This is a genomic window from Pseudomonas sp. NPDC090208, from assembly GCF_044746785.1.
Lineage (GTDB): Bacteria > Pseudomonadota > Gammaproteobacteria > Pseudomonadales > Pseudomonadaceae > Aquipseudomonas.
On sequence record NZ_JBIVCU010000010.1, the window covers coordinates 77718 to 103558 of the forward strand.

At 61.7% G+C, this 25841-nt stretch carries 23 protein-coding genes; 12 read left to right on the plus strand and 11 right to left on the minus strand.

The window, feature by feature from the left end:
• Nucleotides 1-96: 96 nt before the first annotated feature.
• The gene (locus ACIPL0_RS17600) at nucleotides 97-222 is read left to right on the plus strand and encodes a PA1414 family protein (protein ID WP_400592233.1); all 126 of its coding nucleotides are present in this window, start codon (nucleotides 97-99) and stop codon (nucleotides 220-222) included.
• 127 nt (nucleotides 223-349) lie between these two features.
• On the opposite strand, the gene ACIPL0_RS17605 is transcribed toward ACIPL0_RS17600, so the two are convergent.
• The 3 genes from ACIPL0_RS17605 to speB all read right to left on the minus strand — a co-directional run bounded on the left by ACIPL0_RS17605 (nucleotide 350) and on the right by speB (nucleotide 3585).
• The gene (locus ACIPL0_RS17605) at nucleotides 350-640 is read right to left on the minus strand and encodes a hypothetical protein (RefSeq protein ID WP_400592230.1); all 291 of its coding nucleotides are present in this window, start codon (nucleotides 638-640) and stop codon (nucleotides 350-352) included.
• A gap of 383 nt (nucleotides 641-1023) precedes the next feature.
• Nucleotides 1024-2403: a sodium:solute symporter gene (locus tag ACIPL0_RS17610; RefSeq protein ID WP_400592227.1), complete on the minus strand. Its 1380-nt coding sequence runs from the start codon at nucleotides 2401-2403 to the stop codon at nucleotides 1024-1026.
• Nucleotides 2404-2634: 231 nt separating this feature from the next.
• On the minus strand, nucleotides 2635-3585 hold the full coding sequence (gene speB / locus ACIPL0_RS17615) for an agmatinase (RefSeq protein WP_400592224.1): 951 nt from the start codon (nucleotides 3583-3585) through the stop codon (nucleotides 2635-2637).
• Nucleotides 3586-3941: 356 nt separating this feature from the next.
• On the opposite strand from speB, the gene ACIPL0_RS17620 reads away from it, so the two are divergent.
• Nucleotides 3942-4835, plus strand: coding sequence for a LysR family transcriptional regulator (locus ACIPL0_RS17620; RefSeq protein ID WP_400592221.1), 894 nt, complete (start codon nucleotides 3942-3944; stop codon nucleotides 4833-4835).
• Nucleotides 4836-4847: 12 nt separating this feature from the next.
• Nucleotides 4848-5438, plus strand: a complete 591-nt coding sequence (locus tag ACIPL0_RS17625; protein WP_400592219.1) for a tRNA-uridine aminocarboxypropyltransferase — start codon at nucleotides 4848-4850, stop codon at nucleotides 5436-5438.
• Between the two features lie 4 nt (nucleotides 5439-5442).
• Here ACIPL0_RS17625 and ACIPL0_RS17630 read toward each other — a convergent pair whose 3' ends face one another.
• The 3 genes from ACIPL0_RS17630 to ACIPL0_RS17640 form a co-directional block, all read right to left on the minus strand.
• Nucleotides 5443-5667: a DUF6316 family protein gene (locus tag ACIPL0_RS17630; protein ID WP_400592216.1), complete on the minus strand. Its 225-nt coding sequence runs from the start codon at nucleotides 5665-5667 to the stop codon at nucleotides 5443-5445.
• Nucleotides 5668-5986: 319 nt separating this feature from the next.
• Nucleotides 5987-6601 carry an NAD(P)H-dependent oxidoreductase gene (locus ACIPL0_RS17635; protein WP_400592213.1) on the minus strand — a complete coding sequence of 205 codons (615 nt, stop codon included), beginning with the start codon at nucleotides 6599-6601 and terminating at the stop codon, nucleotides 5987-5989.
• A complete protein-coding gene (locus ACIPL0_RS17640; RefSeq protein WP_400592211.1) occupies nucleotides 6594-7988 on the minus strand; it encodes a class II fumarate hydratase in 1395 nt (464 codons plus the stop codon). Before ACIPL0_RS17640 ends, ACIPL0_RS17635 begins: the two co-directional genes overlap by 8 nt.
• Nucleotides 7989-8215: 227 nt before the next feature.
• On the opposite strand from ACIPL0_RS17640, the gene ACIPL0_RS17645 reads away from it, so the two are divergent.
• The 7 genes from ACIPL0_RS17645 to ACIPL0_RS17675 all read left to right on the plus strand — a co-directional run bounded on the left by ACIPL0_RS17645 (nucleotide 8216) and on the right by ACIPL0_RS17675 (nucleotide 16466).
• Nucleotides 8216-8755 carry a DUF2059 domain-containing protein gene (locus ACIPL0_RS17645; RefSeq protein ID WP_400592208.1) on the plus strand — a complete coding sequence of 180 codons (540 nt, stop codon included), beginning with the start codon at nucleotides 8216-8218 and terminating at the stop codon, nucleotides 8753-8755.
• Nucleotides 8756-8767: 12 nt separating this feature from the next.
• Nucleotides 8768-9064 (plus strand): BolA family protein, encoded by a 297-nt coding sequence (locus ACIPL0_RS17650; RefSeq protein WP_400592205.1) that lies wholly within the window; start codon nucleotides 8768-8770, stop codon nucleotides 9062-9064.
• 380 nt (nucleotides 9065-9444) lie between these two features.
• Nucleotides 9445-10416 carry a rhodanese-related sulfurtransferase gene (locus ACIPL0_RS17655; protein WP_400592203.1) on the plus strand — a complete coding sequence of 324 codons (972 nt, stop codon included), beginning with the start codon at nucleotides 9445-9447 and terminating at the stop codon, nucleotides 10414-10416.
• 36 nt (nucleotides 10417-10452) lie between these two features.
• On the plus strand, nucleotides 10453-11055 hold the full coding sequence (locus tag ACIPL0_RS17660) for a DsbA family protein (protein WP_400593896.1): 603 nt from the start codon (nucleotides 10453-10455) through the stop codon (nucleotides 11053-11055).
• Nucleotides 11056-11104: 49 nt separating this feature from the next.
• Nucleotides 11105-12892 carry an ABC transporter ATP-binding protein gene (locus tag ACIPL0_RS17665; protein ID WP_400593893.1) on the plus strand — a complete coding sequence of 596 codons (1788 nt, stop codon included), beginning with the start codon at nucleotides 11105-11107 and terminating at the stop codon, nucleotides 12890-12892.
• A gap of 272 nt (nucleotides 12893-13164) precedes the next feature.
• The gene (locus ACIPL0_RS17670) at nucleotides 13165-15633 is read left to right on the plus strand and encodes an EAL domain-containing protein (RefSeq protein ID WP_400592200.1); all 2469 of its coding nucleotides are present in this window, start codon (nucleotides 13165-13167) and stop codon (nucleotides 15631-15633) included.
• A 35-nt stretch (nucleotides 15634-15668) separates the two neighbouring features.
• On the plus strand, nucleotides 15669-16466 hold the full coding sequence (locus ACIPL0_RS17675; protein ID WP_400592197.1) for a TenA family transcriptional regulator: 798 nt from the start codon (nucleotides 15669-15671) through the stop codon (nucleotides 16464-16466).
• A 4-nt stretch (nucleotides 16467-16470) separates the two neighbouring features.
• Here ACIPL0_RS17675 and ACIPL0_RS17680 read toward each other — a convergent pair whose 3' ends face one another.
• The 5 genes from ACIPL0_RS17680 to ACIPL0_RS17700 all read right to left on the minus strand — a co-directional run bounded on the left by ACIPL0_RS17680 (nucleotide 16471) and on the right by ACIPL0_RS17700 (nucleotide 21452).
• The gene (locus ACIPL0_RS17680) at nucleotides 16471-17397 is read right to left on the minus strand and encodes a GGDEF domain-containing protein (RefSeq protein WP_400592195.1); all 927 of its coding nucleotides are present in this window, start codon (nucleotides 17395-17397) and stop codon (nucleotides 16471-16473) included.
• A gap of 408 nt (nucleotides 17398-17805) precedes the next feature.
• Nucleotides 17806-18552: a YciK family oxidoreductase gene (locus ACIPL0_RS17685; RefSeq protein WP_400592192.1), complete on the minus strand. Its 747-nt coding sequence runs from the start codon at nucleotides 18550-18552 to the stop codon at nucleotides 17806-17808.
• Nucleotides 18553-18680: 128 nt separating this feature from the next.
• Nucleotides 18681-19352, minus strand: a complete 672-nt coding sequence (mupP, locus tag ACIPL0_RS17690) for an N-acetylmuramic acid 6-phosphate phosphatase MupP (protein ID WP_400592189.1) — start codon at nucleotides 19350-19352, stop codon at nucleotides 18681-18683.
• Nucleotides 19353-19355: 3 nt separating this feature from the next.
• Nucleotides 19356-20054 carry a bifunctional 2-polyprenyl-6-hydroxyphenol methylase/3-demethylubiquinol 3-O-methyltransferase UbiG gene (gene ubiG, locus ACIPL0_RS17695; protein WP_400592186.1) on the minus strand — a complete coding sequence of 233 codons (699 nt, stop codon included), beginning with the start codon at nucleotides 20052-20054 and terminating at the stop codon, nucleotides 19356-19358.
• Between the two features lie 69 nt (nucleotides 20055-20123).
• Nucleotides 20124-21452 (minus strand): TRZ/ATZ family hydrolase, encoded by a 1329-nt coding sequence (locus tag ACIPL0_RS17700; protein ID WP_400592183.1) that lies wholly within the window; start codon nucleotides 21450-21452, stop codon nucleotides 20124-20126.
• 168 nt (nucleotides 21453-21620) lie between these two features.
• Between ACIPL0_RS17700 and mtnA the strand changes: the two genes are divergently transcribed.
• Together mtnA and gyrA are read left to right on the plus strand one after the other, a co-directional pair.
• Complete coding sequence (mtnA, locus tag ACIPL0_RS17705) at nucleotides 21621-22697, plus strand: S-methyl-5-thioribose-1-phosphate isomerase (protein ID WP_400592181.1); 1077 nt, start codon at nucleotides 21621-21623, stop codon at nucleotides 22695-22697.
• 304 nt (nucleotides 22698-23001) lie between these two features.
• Nucleotides 23002-25809, plus strand: a complete 2808-nt coding sequence (gene gyrA, locus ACIPL0_RS17710; RefSeq protein ID WP_400592178.1) for a DNA gyrase subunit A — start codon at nucleotides 23002-23004, stop codon at nucleotides 25807-25809.
• The last annotated feature ends 32 nt before the right edge of the window (nucleotides 25810-25841 follow it).

A 25841-nucleotide genomic window follows, 5' to 3' on the forward strand; every position in this document is an offset into this window, starting at 1 on the left:
GTAAAGTGCCAGCTAGCACTATGATCTGTTAGAGGCATGATCCACTGCATGTGTATCAGAAGTTGGCTGCCGGGTATTTCCCCAAGGGGGCGTTGAATGAACAGTAAAGTGCAAGAGTGGCTTCACGATGTCGGTGTCGCACTGGGTCTGATCGAGCGACCAAAGTTGCAGCCCATTCCCGTTCGCACCAACGATGACGAGCGTCGTCGTCCGCGGCGTTGAGCCACGGGGCGACTGAACCATCACCATCAACCGGGCTATCGCGCATAGCCCGCTGCCTTCGAGACCGGCTTCTGGCCGGTCTTCCTGTTTCTGCCTTCCGTGAAAGTCGCTGGCGCATGCCGCGTGTTCAGTGTTTCTTGCGGCCTTTCATCTGCACCAGAATCAGATCGATCAGCCCTTGCAGGGTCAGTTGCCGGTAGGCCGAGTGCTCGGGCAGGTGAGAAATATCGGATTTGACCCGGTTGGGCAGGACGATATTGAAATCGCTTTGCAGACTGGCGAAGAACTCGGCGAAATCATCTTCGTCCAGCACCAGCTCGGAGAGCAGGGCGTCGTCCTTTTCCTGAATCAGAGACTTGTCGACCAGTATTTTTCCGAGCGTATCGAGAACGTGCTGTTTGACTTCGGTACGGTCCATGGCGGGCCTCTGCTTTGATGTGTTCGACGATCACCCCGACTTCAAAACAGAGGTTTCAACGACTGGCGGCGAGCGGAGGTTTACGGGTCTCCGTCGTGTCTCGAATAAGGCTAGCCCAAGTTTTCCCCGCGGGATTGAGCGGCTGTCGCGGTTTTTTTGTAACTGCGCATGAGGTCGCTAAAAAACATGCGTTTGTCCTGCAGGAGCGCGCTTGTCCGCGATGGCGCCGTGTCAGACGCCGTTGTGTCATCTGCTAAACCCTCATCGCGAGCAAGCTCACTCCTACAGAGCGGTCAAGCCGCAGGAATGGGGGCGGATCAGGATGGTTGAGCGCACAAATAAAAAAGGCTCCCGATGGGGAGCCTTTTTCTGTTGCGACAGCGTTACACCGCGGAAGCTACCGACGCAGGTCGTGGCGACACCAGGCTGACCAGCACGAAGCTGACCAGACCGACTACCAGGCTGTAGTAGATCGGCGTGTTGGCATCCAGACCGTCCTTGAGCATGAACGCCAGGGCGGTGACGAAGCCCAGCGCCATGCTGGTGATGGCACCGGACGTGGTTGCACGCTTCCAGTAGATCGCGCCGATCAGCGGAATCAGCATGCCGCCGACCAGCAGGTTGTAGGCCAGGGTCAAGGCGCTGATCACGTCGTTGACCACCAGCGCGATGGCCAGTACGACGATGCCGGTCAGGGCGGTGAACAGACGGTTGACGCCCAGGCTCGATTGCTTGCCGCCACGCAGCTTCGGCAGCAGGTCTTCAGTCAGCGTGGTGGACGCTGCCAGCAGGCCGGCACTGGCGGTGGACATCATCGCGGCCAGCGCGGCGGCGATCACCAGGCCACGGATGCCGTCCGGCAGCGAGGCTTTGACGATGGCAGCGAACGCGGTGTTGACGTTGGCCAGGTCCGGCAGCAGCACGTGAGCGGCCATGCCGATCAGGGCGCAGGCCAGGCCGTAGAGGATGCAGTAGACACCGGCGATCGAGCCTGCGTACTGGGCGACTTTTTCGGTGCGGGCAGTGAATACGCGCTGCCAGATGTCCTGACCGATCAGGATGCCGAAGAAGTAGATCAGGAAGTAGGTGATGATGGTGTCCCAGCCGATGGTGGTCCAGCTGAAGCTGGCTGCCGGCAGTTTCGCCACCAGTTGATCCCAGCCGCCAACGCGGTACAGGCAGATCGGCAGCAGGATGAACATCAGGCCGACGGTCTTGATCACGAACTGGACGATGTCGGTCAGGGTCAGCGACCACATGCCGCCGATGGTCGAGTAGATCACCACCACGCCACCGCCGAGCAGCACGGACACCCAGAACGGCAGATCGAACAGCACCTGCATGACGGTGCCGATGGCCAGAATCGAGGTCACGCCGATCATCAACGCGTAGGCCAGCATGATCACCGCACTGGCCTGACGGGCCATCGGGTTATAGCGTTTTTCGAGGATCTGGGTGACGGTGAAGATGCGCAGCTTGAGCAGCGGTTTGGCGAGGAACAGGTTCAGCGCGATGATGCCGACGCCCAGTGCCGCGCACAGCCAGAAACCGGAAATGCCGTGGACATAGCCCAGGCGTACGGTGCCGACGGTGGAAGCGCCACCCAGCACGGTGGCGGCCATGGTGCCCATGTACAGGCTCGGGCCCAGGTTGCGCCCGGCGACCAGGTAATCCTCGTGGGTCTTGGCCTTGCGCATGCCGTACCAGCCCAGCACCAGCATGCCGGCTGCGTAGATCAGCACGACGAAAATATCTAAAGCCATGGAGTATCTCCAACTCATTGTTTTTATAGTGAATCGCGAATCATCCGGCTGAAACGGCGCAGGCAGTCAGCGGTGAATTTTTATATTGGATCGGACGTGTAACCGGTGGGAGCGAATTCATTCGCGAGGCGATGGTAAAGACAACACGGTGATGTCGCCTGCCATTTCCATCGCGAATGAATTCGCTCCCACCTGATCAGGCCCGCCGTTATTGCGCGGCGGGCCCGGGGCTCAGCGGTGCGTCACCCCCGGCAGTACGCAGAGCATCTCGTACAGCAGGTTGGCGCCGAGCAGCGAGGTGTTGCCGGTGGTGTCGTACGGCGGGGAGACTTCCACCAGGTCGCAGCCGATCAGGTCCAGACCCTGGCAGCCACGGATGATTTCGATCGCCTGAATGGTGGTCAGGCCGCCGATTTCCGGGGTGCCGGTGCCTGGCGCCCAAGCCGGGTCGATACCGTCGATGTCGAAGCTCAGGTACACCGGGCCGTCGCCGACTTTTTCGCGGACTTCGGCCATCAGCGGCACCAGCGATTTGTGCCAGCACTCTTCGGCCTGAACCACGCGGAAGCCCTGCTTGCGGCTCCAGTTGAAGTCTTCGGCGGTGTAACCCTGGGCGCGCAGGCCGATCTGCACCACGCGGTCGCAGTCCAGCAGGCCTTCTTCCACGGCGCGGCGGAAGGTGGTGCCGTGGGCGATTTTCTCGCCGAACATGTGATCGTTGACGTCCGCGTGGGCGTCGATGTGCACCAGGCCGACCTTGCCGTGCTTCTTGTGGATGGCGCGCAGGATCGGCAGGGTGATGGTGTGGTCGCCACCCAGAGTCAGCGGGATCACGCCGTGTTCGAGGATGCCGTCGTAGGCTTCTTCGATGATGCGCACGGCTTCGGCCATGTTGAAGGTGTTGATCGCCACGTCACCGATGTCGGCCACCGACAGCGAGTCGAACGGGGCGGCACCGGTGGCCATGTTGTAGGGGCGGATCATCACCGATTCGGCGCGGATCTCACGCGGGCCGAAGCGGGTGCCGGAGCGCAGCGAGGTGCCGATGTCCAGCGGCACGCCGACAAAGGCGGCATCCAGGCCGACGGGAGATTGCAGGTGGGGCAGACGCATCATGGTTGCGATGCCGGCGAAGCGCGGCATTTCGTTGCCGCCCAGTGGTTGGTGGAAAATCTTGTCCACGGGATTGCCTCATCGGTGGTTATGAATGTTGTAGGAAGCTGAGGCCGATTCTGCGAACGGCGCGGGCTGCGAACAATCGCTGGGGCAAAATACTTAGTTCAGAGATTTCTGAACTATCGGGTAAGCTGCGCCTATTCGTGGCAGTCCGGCCAATTGGCAGGGCTGGGTAAGACGCTGATTGTGTCAGCTACACAAATCCTGTGGGAGGGAGCTCTGCTCGCGAATGCGTCGTTTCAGTCGATGCAAGTGTGTCTGAGCTGACGCCATCGCGAGCAGAGCTCCCTCCCACAGGATTTGTGTGGTCGCCAGCAGTGTCGCCAGACGATATCGACAGCGACAACAACTCCGGAAGCATCATGGCCAGTGCATTACCCGATCTGAAACTGCTGCGCATCTTCTGCTGTGTGGTCCGCCACCAGGGCTTTGCCAGTGCGCAGCAGGAACTGAACCTGTCGACCTCGGCGATCAGCACTTACATGAGCCAGCTGGAGTCGGCGCTGGGCATTGTTCTGTGCCATCGTGGTCGTGGCGGTTTCAGCCTGACCAGCAAGGGCGAGCTGTTCCATCAGGAAACCCTGCGCCTGCTCGGCGAGCTGGAAGGGTTTGAATTGTACGCGGCGGCGCTCAAGGGCGAACTGCGCGGGACCTTGAACCTCGGCGTGCTCGACTCCACCGTCAGCGACCGCGCGTTGCCGTTCGCCGAAGTGATCGGCGCCTACAGCGAAGAGCACCCGGCCGTACACCTGCACCTGTCGGTGATGAGCCCGTACGAACTGCAACTGGGCGTGCTGGACAACCGCCTGGACCTGGCCATCGGTTCGTTTTCCACGCGGATGAACGGCCTGCTGTACCAGCCGTTGTACCGCGAGCAGCACTGGCTGTATTGCAGTAACCGCCACCCGTTGTTCAACGAACGGCGCATTCCGGAGCCGGTGATTACCCAGCAGCGCATGGTCGGGCGCGGTTACTGGAGCCAGGCGGAGCTGGCCCGGCACGGCTTCAAGCACAGTGCCGCGACCGTGGAAAGTATGGAGGCGCAGCTGATTCTGGTGCTGTCCGGCGCCTATATCGGCTACCTGCCGGAGCATTACGCGCAGTCGTGGGTCGATTCCGGGCATTTGCGTGTGCTATTGCCGGCGACTTTCGGCTATCAGGCGCCATTTTCCATGATCCTGCGCCGGGGCCGCAGCCGCGAGCCGTTGATCCAGACCTTCCGCGACCTGCTCAAAGCACAGCTCAACCCGTTGTAAGAGGAACCGGCCATGTCTCGCGCCCGCTGCGAACGCTGCCTGCGTCCGCAAAACCATTGCCTTTGCGGCTTGATCCCGCAACTCGACAGCCGCACTCGGGTGCTTATCCTGCAGCACCCCAGCGAGGTCAATCACGCGCTGAACACTGCGCGGCTGGCAGCGCTGGGGCTGAACAACGCGCAGTTGCGGGTGGGGGAGGTGTTCGATGATCTGGCCGCGCTGCTGAACGTGCCGGGTTATCAGGCGCGACTGCTTTTTCCGGGAGAGGGCGCCGAACCACTGACGGCTTACCGCGATGACAGTCAGCCGTGGCTGCTGGTGGTGCCCGACGGCACCTGGCGCAAGGCACGCAAGCTATTGCACCTCAACCCGCTGCTGGCAGCCTTGCCCCGGGTGACGCTGAGCGATGCGCCGGCCTCACGTTACCGGCTGCGCAAGGCGCCTGCCGCTGAAGCGCTGTCGACGCTGGAAGCCATCACCCACGCCCTGCATACGCTGGAGCCGGGCACGTCGTTCGAGGCCTTGCTGCGCCCGTTCGATGCCTTGATCGAAGGGCAGATCGCGGCGATGGGCGAAGAAACCTTTCGGCGCAATCACTCCTGACGGCTCAGCCGTTCAGCGTCGACGGAGGCGGCTCGGTTTGTGCGGCGCGATGGGCGAGCATGCGGCGTATATAGGCTTCGGTTTCCCGTTCGGCGTCTTCCTTGGTCATGAACGGGCCTTCGAGGGTGTTTTCACGGGTGCTGAAAAAATACAGGCCATTGACGCGGGAGACGCGGTCACTGCGAAAGTGCACGGCGTTATCGGCATCCTGTTCGCGCTTGCTCAACATAGCCATTTCTCCGTTCACGGGAGTCTGCGGATCGATTCAGGACGGCTAAACCTGGCTGGCCGCCTGAATCCACAGCGTGAAACGGAAAAGCGGGCTGGCTGATTGACACTGTACTCCTTCGAGCAAACGCTGTCCCTATGGCAGATGCTTTCCCCTGTAGGAGCGCGGCTTGTCCCGCGACCGGCGACGTAGTCGTCGTAAAACCGGTGGACACGGTCTGTCTGCCACACCGCGTATACCTGATTTACGACTGCTACGCAGCCGGTCGCGGGACAAGCCGCGCTCCTACAGGTGGAGATCGCAGGCACGGGTGGATGACTTACTCCTTGCCCAATCCCTCAGCCTGGCGTAGCCACTGCTGACGCTGTTCTTCGGTGGAATTGCGCACCGGCGAGAACTCGGTCAGGCGGGTGGTCTTGATGCCGCAGAACTCCAGAATCGAATGCATCATCTGCCGGTGTGCCGGCGCCTTGAATACCCAACGGAAGTAGCGCGCCGGAGTGTCCAGGGTGACCAGCATTTCGGCAGTACGGCCCTTGAGCAACTCGTTGGAAGGGTGATGACGGCCGTGAGCCTTGAAGGCGAACCCGGGCATGAACACCCGGTCGATGAAACCGCTGAGCAGAGCGGGCAGGCCGCCCCACCAGACCGGATAGACGAACACCAGATGTTCGGCCCAGTGGATTTCCCGCTGGGCCTGCAACAGGTCGTGTTCCAGGGTCTGGCTCGATTCGTAACCGCCGTGCAGCACCGGGTCGAAATCCAGTTCCTCCAGTTTCAGCACCCGCACCACATGACCCTGGCTGCGCGCGCTCTGAGCATAGGCATCGCCCAGCGCGTGGCAGAGGCTGATGGTCTTCGGCGAACCGATGACCATCAGGATGCGTTTACCATACCCTTCCAGTGGGGTGGCGCCGCTGATCGGCTCAGCCATTGCTGCCGGCCTCCAGCATTTTTTCCGGTCGGACCCAGGCGTCGAATTCGGCATCGGTGAGGAAGCCCAGTTGCAGCGCCGCCTCGCGCAGGGTCAGGCCTTCGCTGTAAGCCTTCTTGGCGATCTGCGCCGACTTGTCGTAGCCGATGTGCGGGTTCAGCGCCGTCACCAGCATCAGGCCGCGTTCCAGGTGCTCGGCCATCTTCCCGGCGTCCGGTTCCATGCCGGCGATGCAGTGCTCGTTGAAGTTGCGGCAGCCGTCGCCGAGCAGGCGGATCGATTGCAGCAGGTTGTGGATGATCACCGGCTTGAACACGTTCAACTGCAAGTGGCCCTGACTGGCGGCGAAAGTGATGGTGGCGTCGTTGCCCATGACCTGGCAGGCGAGCATCGACAGTGCTTCGCACTGGGTCGGGTTGACCTTGCCGGGCATGATCGAACTGCCCGGTTCGTTGGCCGGCAGCTTCACTTCGGCCAGGCCGGCGCGCGGACCGGAGCCCAACAGGCGCAGGTCGTTGGCGATTTTCATCAGGGTCACGGCGAGGGTCTTGAGGGCGCCGGACAGCGCGGTCAACGGCTCATGGCCGGCCAGCGCAGCGAACTTGTTCGGTGCGGTGACGAAAGGCAGGCCAGACAGCGCGGCCAGCTCGGCAGCCACCGCTTCGGCAAAACCGTGGGGCGAGTTCAGGCCAGTGCCGACTGCCGTGCCGCCCTGGGCCAGCTCGCAGACCGAGGGCAGGGCCGCACGGATACTTTTTTCCGCGTAGTCGAGTTGGGCGACGTAGGCCGACAGTTCCTGGCCGAAGGTGATCGGCGTGGCGTCCATCATGTGCGTGCGGCCGGTTTTGACCAGCTTCATGTGCCGCGACGACTGCTCGGCGATGCCGGAAGACAGCTCGGCGATGGCCGGCAACAGCTGTTCTTTCACCGCCTGGGCGGCTGCGATGTGCATGGCGGTGGGGAAACAGTCGTTGGAGCTTTGCGAGCGGTTGACGTGGTCATTGGGGTGGACCGGCACCTTGCCGCCACGGCCCTTGCCGGACAATTCGTTGGCGCGGCCGGCGATCACCTCGTTGACGTTCATGTTGCTCTGGGTACCGCTGCCGGTCTGCCACACCACCAGCGGGAACTGGTTGTCGAGCTTGCCGGCGAGCACCTCGTCGGCGGACTGTTCGATCAGTCGGGCGATGTCGCCGGGCAGATCGCCATTGCGGTCATTGACCCGGGCGGCGGCTTTCTTGATCAGCGCCAGCGCATGCAGCACCGGCAACGGCATGTGTTCCTGGCCGATGGCGAAGTTGATCAGGGAGCGTTGGGTCTGCGCGCCCCAGTAGGCGTCGGCGGGGACTTCGATAGGACCAATGCTGTCGGTTTCGGTACGGCTCACTGGAATCACTCCTTCTGGGGGTCGAGTACCGCAGTTTAGCTGCATCCCAAAAGCCGGTGCCTTCAGCTTTTGGTATAGACCTTGGTACCCGGCAAGCCGATTCGGTTCCCCGGCGCCATTATCCGGCAGGCAACCGCTCGTAGGGTCGGGGCTTGAGCGTAATGTGCAAAGGAGCGCAGAATGTCCGGCCTTGGGGTTCTGCCTCGCCTGCTAGATAAGGAAACTCGATGACCCGTCTTCGCGCCATCTGTGCTGCAGTCGCTCTGGCATGCGCCAGCGGCCAGGTTTTTGCCGACACCGCCAGCCATGAAGCCAGTGCTGTAGCCTTCCTCAAACTGGCCCATGCCGATCAGTTGGGTGCGCCGGTCTACATGCAAGTGCAGCAGATGTTTGCCCAGCGTTTTGCCGAAACCAAAGCGCCAGCGTCCAAGCAAGCCACCCTGGAAACCTACCAGGCCAAGGCCAATGCAGCCCTCGATCAAGTGATCGGCTGGGACAAGCTGCAGCCTGACATGGTCAAGCTGTACACTTCGAACTTCACCGAGACCGAGCTGAAAGACCTGGTTGCCTTCTACCAGTCTCCACTGGGCAAAAAAGTCCAGGCCAAGATGCCGCAGATCAGCCAGCAGTCGTTCCAGCTGACCCAGAGCAAACTGGAAAGCGCCGTGCCGGTGGTCAACAAGCTTCTGGCCGACATGACCAACGAACTGGCCCCGGCCGGCAGCAAGCCAGCCGACACCAAGGCGGCTCCGGCCAAGAAGCCATAAGCGAAGCCTGACATGAGCATGCAACAGCGAATCGAATCCGCGCTGGCGGTCTTTCAGCCCCAGTACCTGCAGGTACTCAATGAAAGCCACATGCACAGCCGCGGCACCGACACCCATTACAAGGCCGTGGTGGTCAGCGAGCAATTCGCCGGCCTCAACGCGGTCAAGCGCCACCAGAAGGTCTACGGCCTGCTCGGTGGCCTGATGGGTGAATTCCACGCCCTCGCGCTGCACACCTACACCCCGGAAGAGTGGGCCCAGCTCGGCGCCGCGCCCGCTTCGCCGACCTGTGCCGGTGGGCATGACTGAAGCGGATTTTCCGTGTTCGGTATCCCGCGTTTGCGAATGAATGCGTTGCCACTAAAGGACACTTGTTCCTGTGGGAGCGAATTCATTCGCGAGGCGGTGGTGTGTTCGATGCATTTCTGTCGCCTGACCCACTATCGCGAATGAATTCGCTCCCACAGATTGCGTGGCTGTCAGCCCTCAATTGATGGCACCAGTCCCTCACAGGTTGCACAGCCGTCGACCCGTTATTGACCTGCATCAATCCCCCGTCGATCAACCACCCTGTCTGCAAACCCGCGATTTTTGCTAGAATCCGCGCCGCGTTGCCCGGGCGGCACGCGTTTATCTGAATCAATTCATCCGGTAGGCCCTTTGCGAGGGTCGCCACCTGGAGACGTTACATGACCCAAACCGCACCCATCGTCGTCGCGGCGCTGTACAAATTCGTCACTCTGTTGGATTACGTCGAGCTGCGCGAGCCGCTGCTGACGGCGATGAACGACAACGGCATCAAAGGCACGCTGCTGATCGCCGAAGAAGGTATCAACGGCACCGTTTCCGGCACCCGTGAAGGTATCGACGGTCTGCTGGCCTGGCTGCGCAACGATCCGCGTCTGGTCGATGTCGACCACAAGGAATCGTACTGCGACGAGCAGCCGTTCTATCGCACCAAGGTCAAGCTGAAGAAAGAGATCGTCACCCTCGGCGTTGCCGGTGTGGACCCGAACAAGAAGGTCGGCACCTATGTCGAGCCGCAGGACTGGAACGCGCTGATTGCCGATCCGGAAGTGCTGCTGATCGACACCCGCAACGACTATGAAGTGTCCATCGGCACTTTTGAGGGTGCCATCGACCCGAAAACCACGACGTTCCGCGAGTTCCCGGAGTACATCAAGGCCAACTTCGACCCGGCGAAGCACAAGAAGGTGGCGATGTTCTGCACTGGCGGCATTCGTTGTGAAAAAGCCTCGAGCTACATGCTCGGCGAAGGCTTTGAAGAGGTTTATCACCTCAAGGGCGGCATTCTCAAATATCTGGAAGAAGTCCCGCAGCAAGAGAGCCAGTGGCGCGGCGACTGCTTCGTTTTCGACAATCGCGTGACCGTGCGCCACGACCTGACCGAAGGCGACTACGATCAATGTCATGCCTGTCGCACTCCGATCAGCGCTGAAGACCGCGCCAGCGAGCATTATTCGCCGGGTGTGAGTTGCCCGCATTGCTGGGAAACGCTGAGCGAGAAGACCCGTCGCAGTGCCATTGATCGGCAGAAGCAGATCGAACTGGCCAAGGCGCGCAACCAGCCGCATCCGATCGGTCGCAACTACCGTTTGCTGGACGCACAGGCCAAAGACAACCAACCGAACGAGGCCTGAGTCATGCACGCCCGCCTGCTCTATGTGATGGACCCCATGTGCTCGTGGTGCTGGGGGTTCGCCCCGGTGGCCGATGCACTGGTCGAGCAGGCGCGGGCGGCGGACGTGCCGTTGCATCTGGTGGTGGGCGGGTTGCGTACCGGCAGCGGTGCTTCGCTGGAGCCGGCTACCCGGCGCTACATTCTTGAACACTGGCAGGCGGTGCATGAAACCACCGGCCAGGCGTTCCGCTTTGATGGTGCGCTGCCCGACGGTTTCGTTTACGACACCGAACCGGCCTGCCGTGCGATCGTGGCGGCGCGCAGTCTGGCGCCCGACATTGCCTGGAAGCTGGTGCGGGAGATCCAGCAGGCGTTCTATCTGGAAGGCCGTGATGTCACCCACGGTTCGGTGCTGGCGGAACTGGCGGAAAAAGCCGGTCTGCCGCGCATCGAGTTTGCCGAGGCCTTCGACAGCGCAGAGCAGCATGCGGCCACTGCTTCGGATTTTTCCTGGGTACAGGATTTGGGCATCGCCGGTTTCCCCACTTTGCTCGCCGAGCGCAACGGCCAACTGGCACTGTTGACCAACGGCTATCAACCTCTGGAAGAATTGGCGCCCTTGCTCAGCCGCTGGCTGGAGCGCGCCGGCCGTGCGTGAATCCCTCGATCTGGAAAGTCCCGCCCGGGCAACCACCGCTGAGGATCCACTGGCGAGCGTCGACCGGCTGAGCTGGGCACACATCCGCCAACTGGCCCTGACTCACAAGAAGTCGCTGTGGACCGCCAATGCGGTCGCGGTGCTGGCCGTGCTGTGTTCAGTGCCGATTCCCTTGCTGCTGCCGTTGCTGGTCGACGAAGTGCTGCTCAGCAAGGGCGATTCGGCACTGCTGTTCATGAACCATCTGTTGCCGGCGAGCCTGCACAAGCCGGTCGGCTACATCGGTCTGATGCTGTTGGCGACCCTGTGCCTGCGCCTCGGTGCCCTGTGTTTCAACGTGGTTCAGGCACGGCTGTTCGCCGGGCTGGCCAAGGACATCGTCTACCGCATCCGCCTGCGTCTGATCGAGCGCCTCAAGCGCATTGCCCTGGCGGAATATGAAAGCCTGGGCAGTGGCACCGTGGCGGCGCATCTGGTCACCGATCTGGACACGCTGGACAAGTTCGTCGGCGAAACCCTGAGCAAATTCCTCGTCGCCATGCTGACCCTGACCGGTACGGCAGCGATTCTGGTGTGGATGCACTGGCAACTGGCGCTGGTGATCCTGCTGTTCAACCCGCTGGTGATCTACGCCACGGTCAAGCTTGGCAAGCGGGTCAAGCACCTGAAAAAACTGGAAAACGACAGCACTTCGCGGTTTACCCAGGCGCTGACCGAAACCCTGGACGCCATTCAGGAAATCCGCGCCAGCAACCGTCAGGGTCATTTTCTCGGCCTGCTCGGCTTGCGTGCCCGCGAAGTGCGTGACTACGCCGTGGCCTCGCAATGGAAAAGCGACGCCTCAGGCCGTGCCAGCGGCTTGCTGTTCCAGTTCGGCATCGATTTTTTCCGCGCAGCGGCGATGCTCACCGTGCTGTTTTCCGACCTGTCCATCGGCCACATGCTCGCAGTGTTCAGCTACCTGTGGTTCATGATCGGTCCGGTCGAGCAATTGCTGAATCTGCAATACGCCTTTTATGCCGCCGGTGGCGCGCTGACCCGTCTCAATGAACTGCTGGCGCGCGCCGACGAGCCGCAATATCCGCCGCAGATCAACCCGTTTGCCGGTCGGGACACGGTCAGTATCGACGTGCGCGGGCTGAGCTTCGGCTACAACGAGGAGCCGGTGCTCGATCAGCTCGACCTGTCGATCAATCCGGGTGAAAAGGTCGCCATCGTCGGCGCCAGCGGCGGCGGCAAGAGCACGCTGGTGCAGTTGCTGCTCGGCCTTTACAGCGCCAGGGCCGGCACCATCCACTTCGGCGGCGCCAGCCTGCAGGACATCGGCCTGGACACCGTGCGGGAGAACGTCGCCGTGGTGCTGCAACATCCAGCGCTGTTCAACGACACCGTGCGCGCCAACCTGCTCATGGGCCGCGAACGCAGCGATGATGCCTGCTGGCAGGCACTGGAGATCGCTCAACTGGACGCCACCATCCGCGCCTTGCCGCAAGGTCTGGACAGCGTGGTCGGGCGTTCCGGCGTGCGTCTTTCCGGCGGCCAGCGTCAGCGCCTGGCGATTGCGCGCATGGTGCTTGCTGACCCGAAAGTGGTGATTCTCGACGAGGCCACCTCGGCGCTGGATGCCGCCACCGAATACAACCTGCATCAGGCGTTGAACCGCTTCTTGCATGGGCGTACCACGCTGATCATTGCCCACCGGCTGTCGGCGGTGAAACAGGCGGACCGGGTGCTGGTCTTCGACGGCGGGCGCATTGCCGAGGACGGCGATCATCAGCAACTGATCGCTGACGGCGGGCTCTACGCACGGCTTTACGGGCACCTGCAACAGGTCTGATACAGCTTGTCGGTTTTTTGCGGCAAATGTCCCAAATGGCGTTTCGCCAGTGGAACACGTCAATTCTTGGGCTAAGCTTGAGCTCGTTATGCCGCAATTCTGTGAAAAGCGTCATATTTACGTCTCTTTTGTTCAGCTATAACCGTAAGGGTCGGGTAGAAAATGTAAGCGTTGACCGCTGCATCGTGGAAATTGGCCGAAGCCCCAAGTGTGTCAGGCGGGTTGCCTGAGCCGGGGCGTGAGTATCTGGCAGTGCTGATGAAAGGGACACCATGAAGCAAATGCGGACCCTGGAGAAGCCTCGGCTTCTGGGCATCGTTTGGCCGTTTATCGCCGTGGTGCTGTTACAGGCACTGCTCGGCTGCGTCAGCCTGTACATGATGTCGGCGGTGCGCAGCTACGTCGGGGGCGAGAGCCTCTGGTCCAAGGGCCAGAAGGATGCCATTTACTATCTGAATCTCTATGCCAACAGTCGCGACGAGATCAACTACCTGAAGTATCAGCAGGCCATTGCCATTCCCCAGGGCGGACACGATCTGCGGGTGGCCATGGACCAGCCGATTCCCGACATCGCGCGCGCCACTGCAGGCATTCTGCAGGGTGGTAACCATCCCGACGATGCGCAGAGCATCATCTGGCTCTATCTGAATTTCCGCCATTTCAGCTACCTGCAGAAAGCCATCGACCTGTGGAAGATCGGTGACAGCTATCTGGTCCAGCTCGACGAAGTCGCCCAGGAAATGCATGCGCATATCGTCGAAGGCAGCGCCACCAACGGCGATGTGCTGGAGTGGCGGCGCCGCATCAATGCCATCAACGAAGGGGTGACGCCGGCGGCCATGGCCTTCAGCGATGCGCTGGGCGAGGGCTCGCGGGTCATTTTGCGCATTCTGCTGGTGGTCAACCTGACCACAGCGGTGTTTCTGATCATTCTGGCGTTGTTGCGCACTCACAAGCTGCTGGAGCAGCGCCATGCCTTCGCCACGGCGTTGCAGATGGAGAAGGAGCGGGCGCAGATCACCCTGGAATCGATCGGTGACGGCGTGATCACCACCGATGTCGACGGTTCGATCACCTACCTGAACCCGGCCGCCGAGCAGATGACCCACTGGAAAACCGAGCAGGCGTCCGGCCTGCCGCTGGCGGCGCTGTTCAACCTGCTCGACGAAAACGACCAGAAGGACAGCTCCACGCTGATCGACCACATCCTCAGCGGCAAGCTGGGCGGTGGCAGCGAGCACTCCAAGCTGATCCAGCGTCTGGACGGTAGCACCGTGTCGGTGGCGCTGGTGGGCTCGCCGATCCGCACCGAAGGCAAGGTCAGCGGGGCGGTGCTGGTGCTGCATGACATGACCCAGGAGCGGCAATACATCGCCAATCTGTCCTGGCAGGCGACCCACGATGCATTGACTGGACTGGCCAACCGCCGCGAATTCGAATACCGCCTGGAGCTGGCGCTCAACGGCCTGGCGCATCAGTCGGCACGGCATGCGGTGATGTTCCTCGACCTGGACCAGTTCAAGCTGGTCAACGACACCAGCGGCCACGCGGCCGGCGACGAGTTGCTGCGGCATATCTGCGCATTGCTGCAACAGGGCATTCGCGAGGGCGACACCCTGGCCCGGCTTGGCGGCGACGAGTTCGGCATTCTGCTGGAGCACTGCCCGCCGGAGGTGGCCGAGAAGATCGCCGAGGGCCTGCGCCAGACCGTCGAGAGCCTGCATTTTGTCTGGAAAGGTCGGCCGTTCGTGACCACCGTCAGTGTCGGCCTGGTGCATGTGTCCAATGTGCCGACCACGCTGGAAGCCTCGCTGCGTGCCGCCGACATGGCCTGCTACATGGCCAAGGAGAAAGGCCGCAACCGGGTTCAGGTCTACCACGACAACGACTCGGAACTGTCGACCCGCTTCGGCGAAATGGCCTGGATCCAGCGCCTGCACATGGCGCTGGAAGACAACCGTTTCTGCCTGTACGCCCAGGAAATCGCTGCCCTGAGCCGCGATCGCGATGGCGTGCAGCGCCACGGCCATGTGGAGATCCTGCTGCGCCTGCGCGACGAGTCCGGCCGGATGATTCTGCCGGACAGTTTCATTCCGGCGGCCGAGCGCTACGGCATGATGACCACCCTCGATCGCTGGGTGGTGCAGAACGTCTTCAAGATCATTGCTGAATGCCTGAGCGACAACCACAGCGGTCCGCTGGCGGTGTGCGCGATCAATCTGTCCGGTACCAGCATCGGCGACGATGCTTTTCTTGAATATTTGCGACAGCAGTTCCAAATCTACGCAATTCCCCCTGAACTTATCTGTTTCGAGATTACCGAAACCAGTGCGATCGCCAATCTGGGCAGCGCTATCCGGTTCATCAACGAACTCAAGAGTCTGGGGTGCCGCTTTTCTCTGGATGACTTCTGCGCAGGCATGTCGTCATTCGCTTACTTGAAACATTTGCCTGTGGATTTTCTCAAGATCGATGGCAGTTTCGTGAAGGACATGCTCGACGACCCGGTCAACCGGGCGATGGTGGAAGTGATCAACCATATCGGGCACGTAATGGGCAAACAGACGATTGCAGAGTTCGTCGAAAGCCCCCAGATAGAGCAGGCGTTATTGGAAATCGGTGTGGACTACGCTCAGGGGTACGTCATCGAGCGACCGCAATTATTCACCTGTGAACGTCTGCACGCACGGCCCGCGAGGCAGACCCCGATGTTGTTCAGCGCACCTGGGACTTTTCGCTGAACGACCCATGCAACATCATTAGAAGGAGCTACACAGTGATCGATATGTTCATTAGAACCGGTCCGCTGATGGATGCCAGCAGTTACCCCGTCTGGGCACAGCAATTGATCAAGGATTGCAGTGAGGCCAAGGAGCGTGTGGTAGGGCATGAACTGTATCAACGTATGCGAGATGGACAGCTGAGTTCGAGGACCATGCGCCAGTATCTGATTGGCGGGTGGCCTGTGGTCGAACAGTTTGCGGTCTACATGGGCCAGAACCTGACCAAGACCCGTTTTGCCCGGCATCCGGGCGAGGACATGGCGCGGCGCTGGCTGATGCGCAATATCCGGGTCGAGCTCAATCATGCCGATTACTGGGTAAACTGGAGCGCGGCCCATGGGGTCACGCTGGAAGATCTGCAGGCACAACGGGTACCGTCCGAGTTGCACGCACTGAGTCACTGGTGCTGGCACACCTGTTCGTCGGACTCGCTGGTGGTTGCCATTGCAGCGACCAACTATGCAATCGAAGGCGTCACCGGCGAATGGTCGGCAGTCGTATGTTCTCAGGACACTTACGCGAACCTGTTCCCGGAAGATCTGCGCAAGCGCGCCATGAAGTGGTTGAAGATGCACGCGCAGTACGATGATGCGCATCCGTGGGAAGCCCTGGAAATCATTTGCACGCTGGCCGGCAACAGCCCGAGCGAGCAATTGCGGGCGGACCTGACAACGGCCGTATGCAAGAGCTATGAGTACATGTACCTGTTTCTGGAGCGTTGCATGGCAATGGAACGGCCGCAACAGGAGGTCAAAGGGCCACGCGAGCGTCGCTTCGCGTTTGGTGCCTGAAGCCTCAGCCTGCCATCTCTAGACGGTTACGACCCTGGCGCTTGGCCACATAGAGGGCGCTGTCGGCGCGACGCAATAGGCTGTCGGGGGACTCCCCCGGCAGCAACGTCGAGCAACCCAGACTGACCGTCAATTCCACCGGATGACCTTGCACCGGATAAGACAGTTGCAGCGCCGCATGGCGCAGGCGTTCGCCGACCAGTGCGGCAGCTTCGCGACCGGTGTTGGTCAGCACGATCAGAAACTCCTCCCCGCCGAATCTGAACACCTGGTCGATGTTGCGCAGGCGATCCTTGAGCACATCGGTCACGGCCTTGAGCACCGCGTCGCCCGTGGCATGGCCATGGGTGTCATTGATGCCCTTGAAATGGTCGATGTCCAGCATCAGCACCGACAGCGGTTGCTGCTGGCGTCGGGCGATTTCCACTTCCCGGGTCAGCGACTGTTCCATGGCGATGCGATTGCCTGCACCGGTCAATGGGTCGCGCAGGGCGCTGAGGTTGGCGCTGCGGTAGAGCAGAGCGTTGCGCAGGGGGTAGACCAGGCTGGTCAGCAGGGATTCGAGCTGGGTCAGCTCCTGTTCGCTGAAGCGACGCTCGCGCTGAAACGCCAGTTCGCCCATCTGCTCGCCTTCGTGGGTCATGCAGTAGTTGGCGCTGTTGCGCGCCCGCTCACCGAAACTCAGGCGCAGGTCGGTGCCCAGGTGCTTGTAACTCAAGGCGTCGAGAGGGATGAGCTGGCAAACGCCATGGAAGAACATTGCCAGAATCTTGTCCGCTTCCAGGCTGGTCTGCAGTTGCAGGCTCAGTCGGCGTTGCAACTGGTCGAAGTCGACCGGCGACTGGGTAGCACTGTGCAGCATCGCAAAGCCGTGGCGCTGCAATCTGGCCTTGTCGAAATCGATGGCGTTGGTTCGGTTCGGAACACTCATTTCTCGCTCCTGCGCCTCTTGTGGGGCTGGTGTAGACAGAGCGAAAGTCATGCCAACCTCCAAAAATACATAAATATCCATGTAAAACATGGACTTGTGATTTTAGAGGGGCAATGACGTGCTGCCCGGTGCCTTGGAATTGACTAACGTATCGGTTTCAAGGCGATCGGGCTACAAAGAGGCGACGGAAAACCGGCGAAAGATCGGAGGGACAGCGGCGGTAGGTATTGGATTGACGCTATTGGCAGGCTTGCGCTGACTTTGTGTCGAAGAGCATACCCTCTGTGGGAGCGAATTTATTCGCGAAAGGCATTCCAGTCAGCGCAAATCTGTCGTCTGGAAGATCCCATCGCGAATAAATTCGCTCCCACAGGGTTCGCCGGCGCAAGCGCGGCGAGCGGGATGACGCTATTTCTTCTGCGCGTCGAACGCCTGTCCATTGATGCCCGCGCTGTCCGGGCCCATCAGGTACAGGTAGACCGGCATGATTTCTTCCGGCGTCGGGTTGTTCAGCGGGTTTTCTGCCGGGTACGCCTGAGCGCGCATGTCGGTGCGGGTGGCGCCGGGGTTGATGCTGTTGGCGCGGATCGAACCCTGACCGTCCAGCTCGTCGGCCAGGGTCTGCATCAGGCCTTCGGTGGCGAACTTCGAGACCCCGTAGGCACCCCAGTAGGCACGGCCCTTGCGCCCGACGCTGCTGGAGGTGAACACCACCGAAGCGTCCGCCGACAGCTTGAGCAACGGCAGCAGCGTCGAGGTGAGCATGAAGGTCGCGTTGACGTTGATGTGCATCACCCGCATGAAATGCTCACCGGACAACTGCTCCAGCGGCGTGCGCGGGCCGATGATCGAGGCGTTGTGCAGCAGGCCGTCGAGGCGACCGAACTCGTTTTCGATCATCGCCGCCAGCTCGTCGTACTGATGGGGCAGGGCGGTTTCCAGGTTGAACGGGATGACCACGGGCTGCGGATGACCGGCCGCTTCGATCTCGTCGTAGATCGCCGTCAGGTGCGATTCGGTCTTGCCCAGCAGCAACACGGTGGCGCCATGGGCCGCGTAAGTGCGTGCGGCGGCGGCGCCGATGCCTCGTCCGGCACCGGTGACCAGAATGACGCGATCCTTGAGCAGTTCGGGGCGGGCGGAGTAGTTGAGCATGGAGTCCTCGTCAGTTCTTGAACGGTCCTTGTAGGAGTGAGCTTGCTCGCGATTGCTGTCTGTCGGGTTAATCGTTGTGTCTGACAAACCTTGATCGCGAGCAAGCTCACTCCTACAGGGGTTGTCTTTCAGCAGCCGCAAAGCGCGTTGTCCAGCACCTTGCGCAGTTCCAGCGGGTGATCCACGACCACGTCCGCGCCCCAGTGGGTCGGGTTGTCGTGGGGGTGGATGTAACCGTAGCGTACCGCTGCCGTGCGGGTGCCGGCATCGCGGCCCGATTCGATGTCGCGCAGGTCGTCGCCGACGAACAACACGCTGGCCGGGTCCAGATCGAGCATCTTGCAGGCCAGCAGCAGCGGCTCGGGATCAGGCTTGCTGCGGGTCACGTGGTCCGGGCAGATCAGCACCGCCGAGCGCTCGGCCAGGCCCAGTTGCTCCATGATCGGCTGGGCGAAGCGCAGCGGCTTGTTGGTGACCACGCCCCAGATCAGCTTCGAATGCTCGATGTCCGCCAGCAGTTCGGCCATGCCGTCGAACAGCTTGCTGTGGACCGCGCAGTCTTTCTGGTAGCGCTCCAGAAACTCCAGGCGCAGACCTTCGAATTCCGGCGCATTCGGCGACAGGGCAAAGGCCGCAGACACCATGGCCTTGGCGCCGCCGGAGATCTCGTCACGAATCAACTTGTCATCCACCGGCGCAAAGCCGCGCTCGGCCAGCATGGCCTGGCAGATGGCGATGAAGTCCGGCGCGGTGTCGAGCAGGGTGCCGTCCATGTCGAAAAGAACTGCTCTCAAGCGCATGACTCAGGCCTCCCGCAGTGTCTGGATCATGTAGTTGACGTCGACGTCCGCCGCCAGCTTGTAGTGCTTGGTCAGCGGGTTGTAGGTCAGGCCGATGATGTCCTTGACCTGCAGACCCGCCTGACGGCTCCAGGCGCCCAGCTCGGAGGGGCGGATGAATTTCTTGAAGTCATGGGTGCCGCGCGGCAGCAGCTTCATGATGTATTCGGCGCCGATGATGGCGAACAGATAGGCCTTCGGATTGCGGTTGATGGTGGAGAAAAACACCTGGCCGCCCGGCTTGACCATACGGAAACAGGCGCGGATCACTGACGACGGGTCCGGAACGTGTTCGAGCATTTCCAGGCAGGTGACCACGTCGAACTGCTCGGGCATCTCTTCGGCCAGCGCTTCGGCGGTGATCTGCCGGTACTCGACGGCAACGCCGGATTCCAGCTGGTGCAGTTGCGCCACCGCAAGCGGAGCTTCACCCATGTCGATGCCGGTCACGGTGGCGCCGCGCAGGGCCATGGCTTCGCTGAGAATGCCGCCGCCGCAGCCGACGTCCAGCACCTTTTTGCCGGCCAGGCTGACGCGCTCGTCGATCCAGTTGACCCGCAGCGGGTTGATGTCGTGCAGCGGCTTGAATTCGCTGTTGCGGTCCCACCAGCGGTGAGCCAGGGCTTCGAATTTGGCGATTTCGGCGTGGTCGACGTTGCTCATCGGTGATCCCTCTAATCTTGAAAATCGGTGGCCGCTCGCGCCCGTCGGCGGTAGCGGTGCAAAAACGGGTCAGCCCCGGGCGGCGATGCGCGCGCCCCAGGCTTTGGCAGTGGCGATCAGCGCCTGTTCGTCCATGCGCGTGAGTCTGCCGTCCTGCAACAGTTGCTTGCCGGCGACCCAGACGTGGCGAACGCAGTCGCGGCCACTGGCATAAATAAGCTGCGATACCGGATCGTAGACCGGCTGTTGCGTCAGGCCCGAGAGGTCGAAGGCGACCATGTCGGCGGCCTTGCCCAACTCCAGCGAGCCGGTGTGTTCGTCCAGCCCCAGCGCCCGGGCGCCATTGAGTGTCGCCATGCGCAGGGCGCGGTGGGCGTCCAGTGCGGTGGCAGAGCCGGCGACGGCTTTGGCCAGCAGTGCGGCGGTGCGGGTTTCGCCGAGAAGGTCGAGGTCGTTGTTGCTGGCTGCGCCGTCGGTGCCGATGGCGACGTTGACGCCGGCCTGCCACAGGCGCTCCACCGGGCAGAAGCCGCTGGCCAGCTTCAGGTTCGACTCGGGGCAGTGAATCACGCTGGAATTGCTTTCGACCAGCATGGCCAGGTCGTCATCGCTGATCTGCGTCATGTGTACGGCCTGGAAGCGCGGACCCAGCAGGCCCAGTCGCTGCAGGCGCGCCAACGGGCGTTCCTGGCGCTGCTGCACGGCTTCGTTCACCTCGAACGCGGTTTCATGCACGTGCATGTGGATCATGGCGTCCAGTTCGTCGACGATGACCCGGATCTTTTCCAGGTTTTCATCGCTGACCGTGTAGGGCGCATGCGGGCCCATGGCAATGGTGATGCGCTCGTGGTGGGCCAGATCGTTGAACAGCTCGACGCCGATGTGCAGCGATTCGTCGGCATTGCGCGCGCCGGGGATCGGGAAATCCAGCACCGGCACGGTGATCTGCGCGCGAATGCCGCTGTTGTGTACCCGCTCGCAGGCAACCTTTGGGAAAAAGTACATGTCAGAAAAGCAGGTGATGCCGCCCTTGAGCTGCTCGGCGATCGCCAGATCGGTGCCGTCGCGGACGAAATCTTCGCTGACCCACTTGGCTTCGGCCGGCCAGATATGGTCCTGCAGCCAGGTCATCAGCGGCAGATCGTCGGCCATGCCGCGAAACAGGGTCATCGCCGCGTGACCGTGGGCGTTGATCAGGCCGGGGGCGAGCAGCATGTCGGGCAGTTCACGCACTTCAAGGGCGCTCTGGCGCAGGGCTTCGGCGCGCGGGCCGATATAGGCGATGCGACCGTCACGAATACCGATGCCGTGTTGCTTGAGCACGACACCGGCAGGTTCGACCGGCACCAGCCACTGCGGCAGGAGCAACAGGTCGAGCGGGGCAGCGGAGTCGGGCATGGTTCGGGCGTCCAGTGGCTGGTGACGGAAACGGCGCAGTATACCCGAGCGTCCTGACGGTCGGCTCGTTATAATCGGCGGCTTTTTCAGCTGCTGGCTATTTGCTTTACGGCTTTGGCTCAAAGGATTCAGCGTCTGGTTTCTCAAAATCATCATGTGGGGTGTGCAATGCGCGATCGATTACTGGCTGCGGAAAAGGTGAAGGCCATCGATTGGCGGGACGGCACGCTGTATCTGCTGGATCAGCGGATCCTGCCATCGGAAGAAACCTGGCATCCCTACCGCAACGCCGCCGACGTGGCTGAAGCGATTCGCACGATGGTAGTGCGTGGCGCGCCAGCCATCGGCATCACGGCCGCCTACGGCATTGTGCTGGCGGTTGTTGACCGTTTGGCGGCAGGCGGCGACTGGCAAATGGCGCTGGAAGAGGATTTCGACCTGCTCGCCAATGCGCGGCCGACCGCGGTCAACCTGTTCTGGGCACTGAACCGCATGCGCGAGCGTCTGTACCGGCTCAAGGACAGTGACGATCCGGTCGCGATCATGGAAGCCGAGGCAGTGGCCATTCATCTGAGCGACCGCGAAGCCAACCTGACCATGGCGCAACTGGGCGCCGAGCTCATCCGCAAGCACCAGGGCAACCTGCAGACCGTGCTGACCCACTGCAATACCGGCGCACTGGCCACCGGTGGTTTCGGCACCGCGCTGGGGGTCATTCGTGCTGCCTATATGGAAGGCATGATCGAGCGCGTCTACGCCGACGAAACCCGGCCGTGGCTGCAGGGCTCGCGTCTGACGGCGTGGGAGCTGGTCAACGAAGGCATTCCGGTCACGCTGAACGCGGACTCTGCCGCTGCGCACCTGATGAAGACGAAGGGCATTACCTGGGTCATCGTCGGTGCCGACCGCATCACCGCCAATGGCGATGTGGCGAACAAGATCGGTACCTATCAGCTGGCGGTCGCCGCGATGCATCACGGCGTGCGTTTCATGGTGGTAGCACCAAGTTCCACCATCGACATGAACCTGGCCAGCGGCGAAGACATTCCCATCGAAGAGCGCGACGGTCGCGAGCTGCTGGAAATCGGCGGCCAGCGCCTGGGCGCGGACGTCGATGCGTTCAATCCGGTGTTCGATGTCACCCCGGCCGACCTGATCGATGCGATCGTCACGGAGAAGGGCATCGTCGAGCGCCCGGACACGATAAAAATGGCGCAACTGATGTGCCGCAAACGCCTGCATTGAGTTGCCTCTGAACAGGGTTGTGCAGGGGTAAGATGCCGCTATCGCGCTCTCTGAGCGCTTCTGCGGGGGCTATCTGTCTGATGGCTCACTATCAGCGCTCTCAAAGACTTCGTGCCGGACGGCGATTGTGGTAACATTCGGCGGTTTCCAAGGAGGCGCATGGCCGCCTCCTTTACTGCGCAAATCCATGGCTTAACTCGCTGATTTGTCGTAAGTCGTCGCCTGGCACTCGTCGGCGACGGCGAGCTTCGTTCATCCCGGATGGCTGAACGAGGTTTCACCAGAAAAAGGAATCAGGCTTCTCATGGGCGAACTGGCCAAAGAAATCCTCCCGGTCAATATCGAAGACGAGCTGAAGCAGTCCTACCTCGACTACGCGATGAGCGTCATCGTCGGACGTGCTCTGCCCGATGCACGCGACGGCTTGAAGCCCGTGCACCGGCGTGTCCTGTACGCCATGAGCGAACTGGGCAACGACTGGAACAAGCCGTACAAGAAATCCGCCCGTGTGGTCGGTGACGTCATCGGTAAGTACCACCCTCACGGTGACACTGCGGTCTACGACACCATCGTGCGTATGGCGCAGCCTTTCTCCCTGCGTTACCTGCTGGTCGACGGTCAGGGCAACTTCGGTTCGGTCGACGGCGACAACGCCGCGGCGATGCGATACACCGAAGTGCGCATGACCAAGCTGGCGCACGAGCTGCTGGCGGACCTGCACAAGGAAACCGTGGACTGGGTGCCCAACTACGACGGCACCGAGCTGATTCCGGCTGTCATGCCGACCCGTATCCCCAACCTGCTGGTCAACGGTTCCAGCGGTATCGCCGTGGGTATGGCGACCAACATTCCGCCGCACAACCTCGGTGAAGTCATCGACGGTTGCCTGGCCCTCATCGACAACAGCGAGCTGACCGTCGATGAGCTGATGCAATACATTCCCGGCCCTGATTTCCCGACAGCGGGCATCATCAACGGCCGTGCCGGTATCGTCGAAGCCTATCGCACCGGCCGTGGCCGCATTTACATGCGCGCCCGTTCCACCGTCGAAGACATCGACAAGGTCGGTGGTCGCCAGCAGATCGTCATCACCGAGCTGCCTTACCAGCTGAACAAGGCGCGTCTGATCGAGAAGATCGCCGAACTGGTGAAAGAGAAGAAACTCGAAGGCATCACCGAACTGCGCGACGAGTCCGACAAGGACGGTATGCGCGTGGTCATCGAGCTGCGCCGTGGCGAAGTGCCAGAGGTCATCCTCAACAACCTCTACGCCCAGACCCAGCTGCAGAGCGTGTTCGGTATCAACATCGTTGCACTGATCGATGGCCGTCCACGGATCCTCAACCTCAAGGACCTGCTGGAAGCGTTCATTCGCCACCGTCGCGAAGTCGTCACCCGTCGTACCGTGTTCGAACTGCGCAAGGCTCGCGAGCGTGCGCACATCCTCGAAGGTCAGGCAGTTGCGCTGTCCAACATCGACCCGGTCATCGAGCTGATCAAAGCCTCGCCGACGCCGGCCGAAGCGAAGGAAGGTCTGGTCAACACGCCGTGGGAATCGAGCGCCGTGGTGGAGATGATCGAGCGCGCCGGCGCCGAGTCGTCCCGCCCTGAGAACCTCGACCCGCAATACGGTCTGCGTGACGGCAAGTACTTCCTGTCGCCGGAGCAGGCTCAGGCGATTCTGGAACTGCGTCTGCACCGTCTGACCGGTCTGGAACACGAAAAGCTGCTGACCGAATATCAGGAAATCCTGACCCAGATCGGCGAGCTGATCCGCATCCTCAACAGCGCTACGCGCCTGATGGAAGTCATCCGCGAAGAGCTGGAACTGATCCGCGCCGAATACGGCGATGTCCGTCGCACCGAGATCCTCGATTCGCGTCTGGACCTCACTCTGGGCGACATGATCCCCGAAGAAGAGCGCGTGGTGACCATTTCCCACAGCGGCTACGCCAAGACTCAACCGCTGTCGGCCTATCAGGCCCAGCGTCGCGGCGGCAAGGGCAAGTCGGCGACCGGCATCAAGGACGAGGACTACATTTCTCACCTGCTGGTCGCCAACAGCCACGCCACGCTGCTGCTGTTCTCCAGCAAGGGCAAGGTCTACTGGCTGAAGACGTACGAAATTCCCGAGGCGTCCCGCGCCGCCCGTGGCCGTCCGATGGTCAACCTGCTGCCGCTGGAAGAAGGTGAGCGCATCACCGCCATGCTGCAGATCGACCTGGAAGCGTTGCAGCAGAGCGTCGGTGACGACGAAGCCGAAGACGCCGAGGACGGCGTGATCGAAGGCACCGTGATCGAAGGTGAAGTCGTCGAAGCGGAAGAAATCGACGAAGAAGACGGCGATACCCCGGAACTGGTCGCTGAACCGACTGGCGCCTACATCTTCATGGCCACCGCTTCGGGTGCCGTCAAGAAAACCGCGCTGTCCAAGTTCGCCCGTCCGCGTACCAGCGGCCTGATCGCGCTGAAACTGAAAGAAGGCGACACCCTGATCGCTGCGGCCATCACTGACGGTGCCCGTGAAGTCATGCTGTTCTCCGAAGCCGGCAAGGTCATCCGTTTCGCCGAGAGCGAAGTGCGTGAGCGCGGTCGTACCGCCGGTGGCGTACGCGGCATGAAGCTGGGCAAGGGTCGCCTGATCTCGATGCTGATCCCTGAGTCCGGCGCGCAGATCCTCACTGCTTCCGAGCGTGGTATCGGCAAGCGCACGCCGCTGTCGAAATTCCCGCGTCGCGGTCGTGGCGGCCAGGGCGTGATCGCCATGAAGGGCCGCAACGGCAACCTGATCGGTGCCATTCAGGTGCAGGACGGCGAAGAAATCATGCTGATTTCCGACCAGGGCACTCTGGTGCGTACCCGCGTTGACGAAGTCTCCAGCCTGAGCCGCAACACCCAGGGCGTGACCCTGATCAAGCTGGCGAAGGACGAGACGCTGGTGGGCCTGGAGCGTATCCAGGAGCCGTCGGAAGTCGAAGATGACGTGCTGGACGGTGAAGCGTTCGAAGGCGAAGCGGCAGAAGGAGAGGCCACCGGCCTTGCCGATGTCGACGATTCGGCAGCGGACCTGCAAGCCGATGGCGCTGCGGACGAAGAAGAGTCGCAGGACTGACAGACGTTGTAATTGAGGGCCCATTCGTGGGC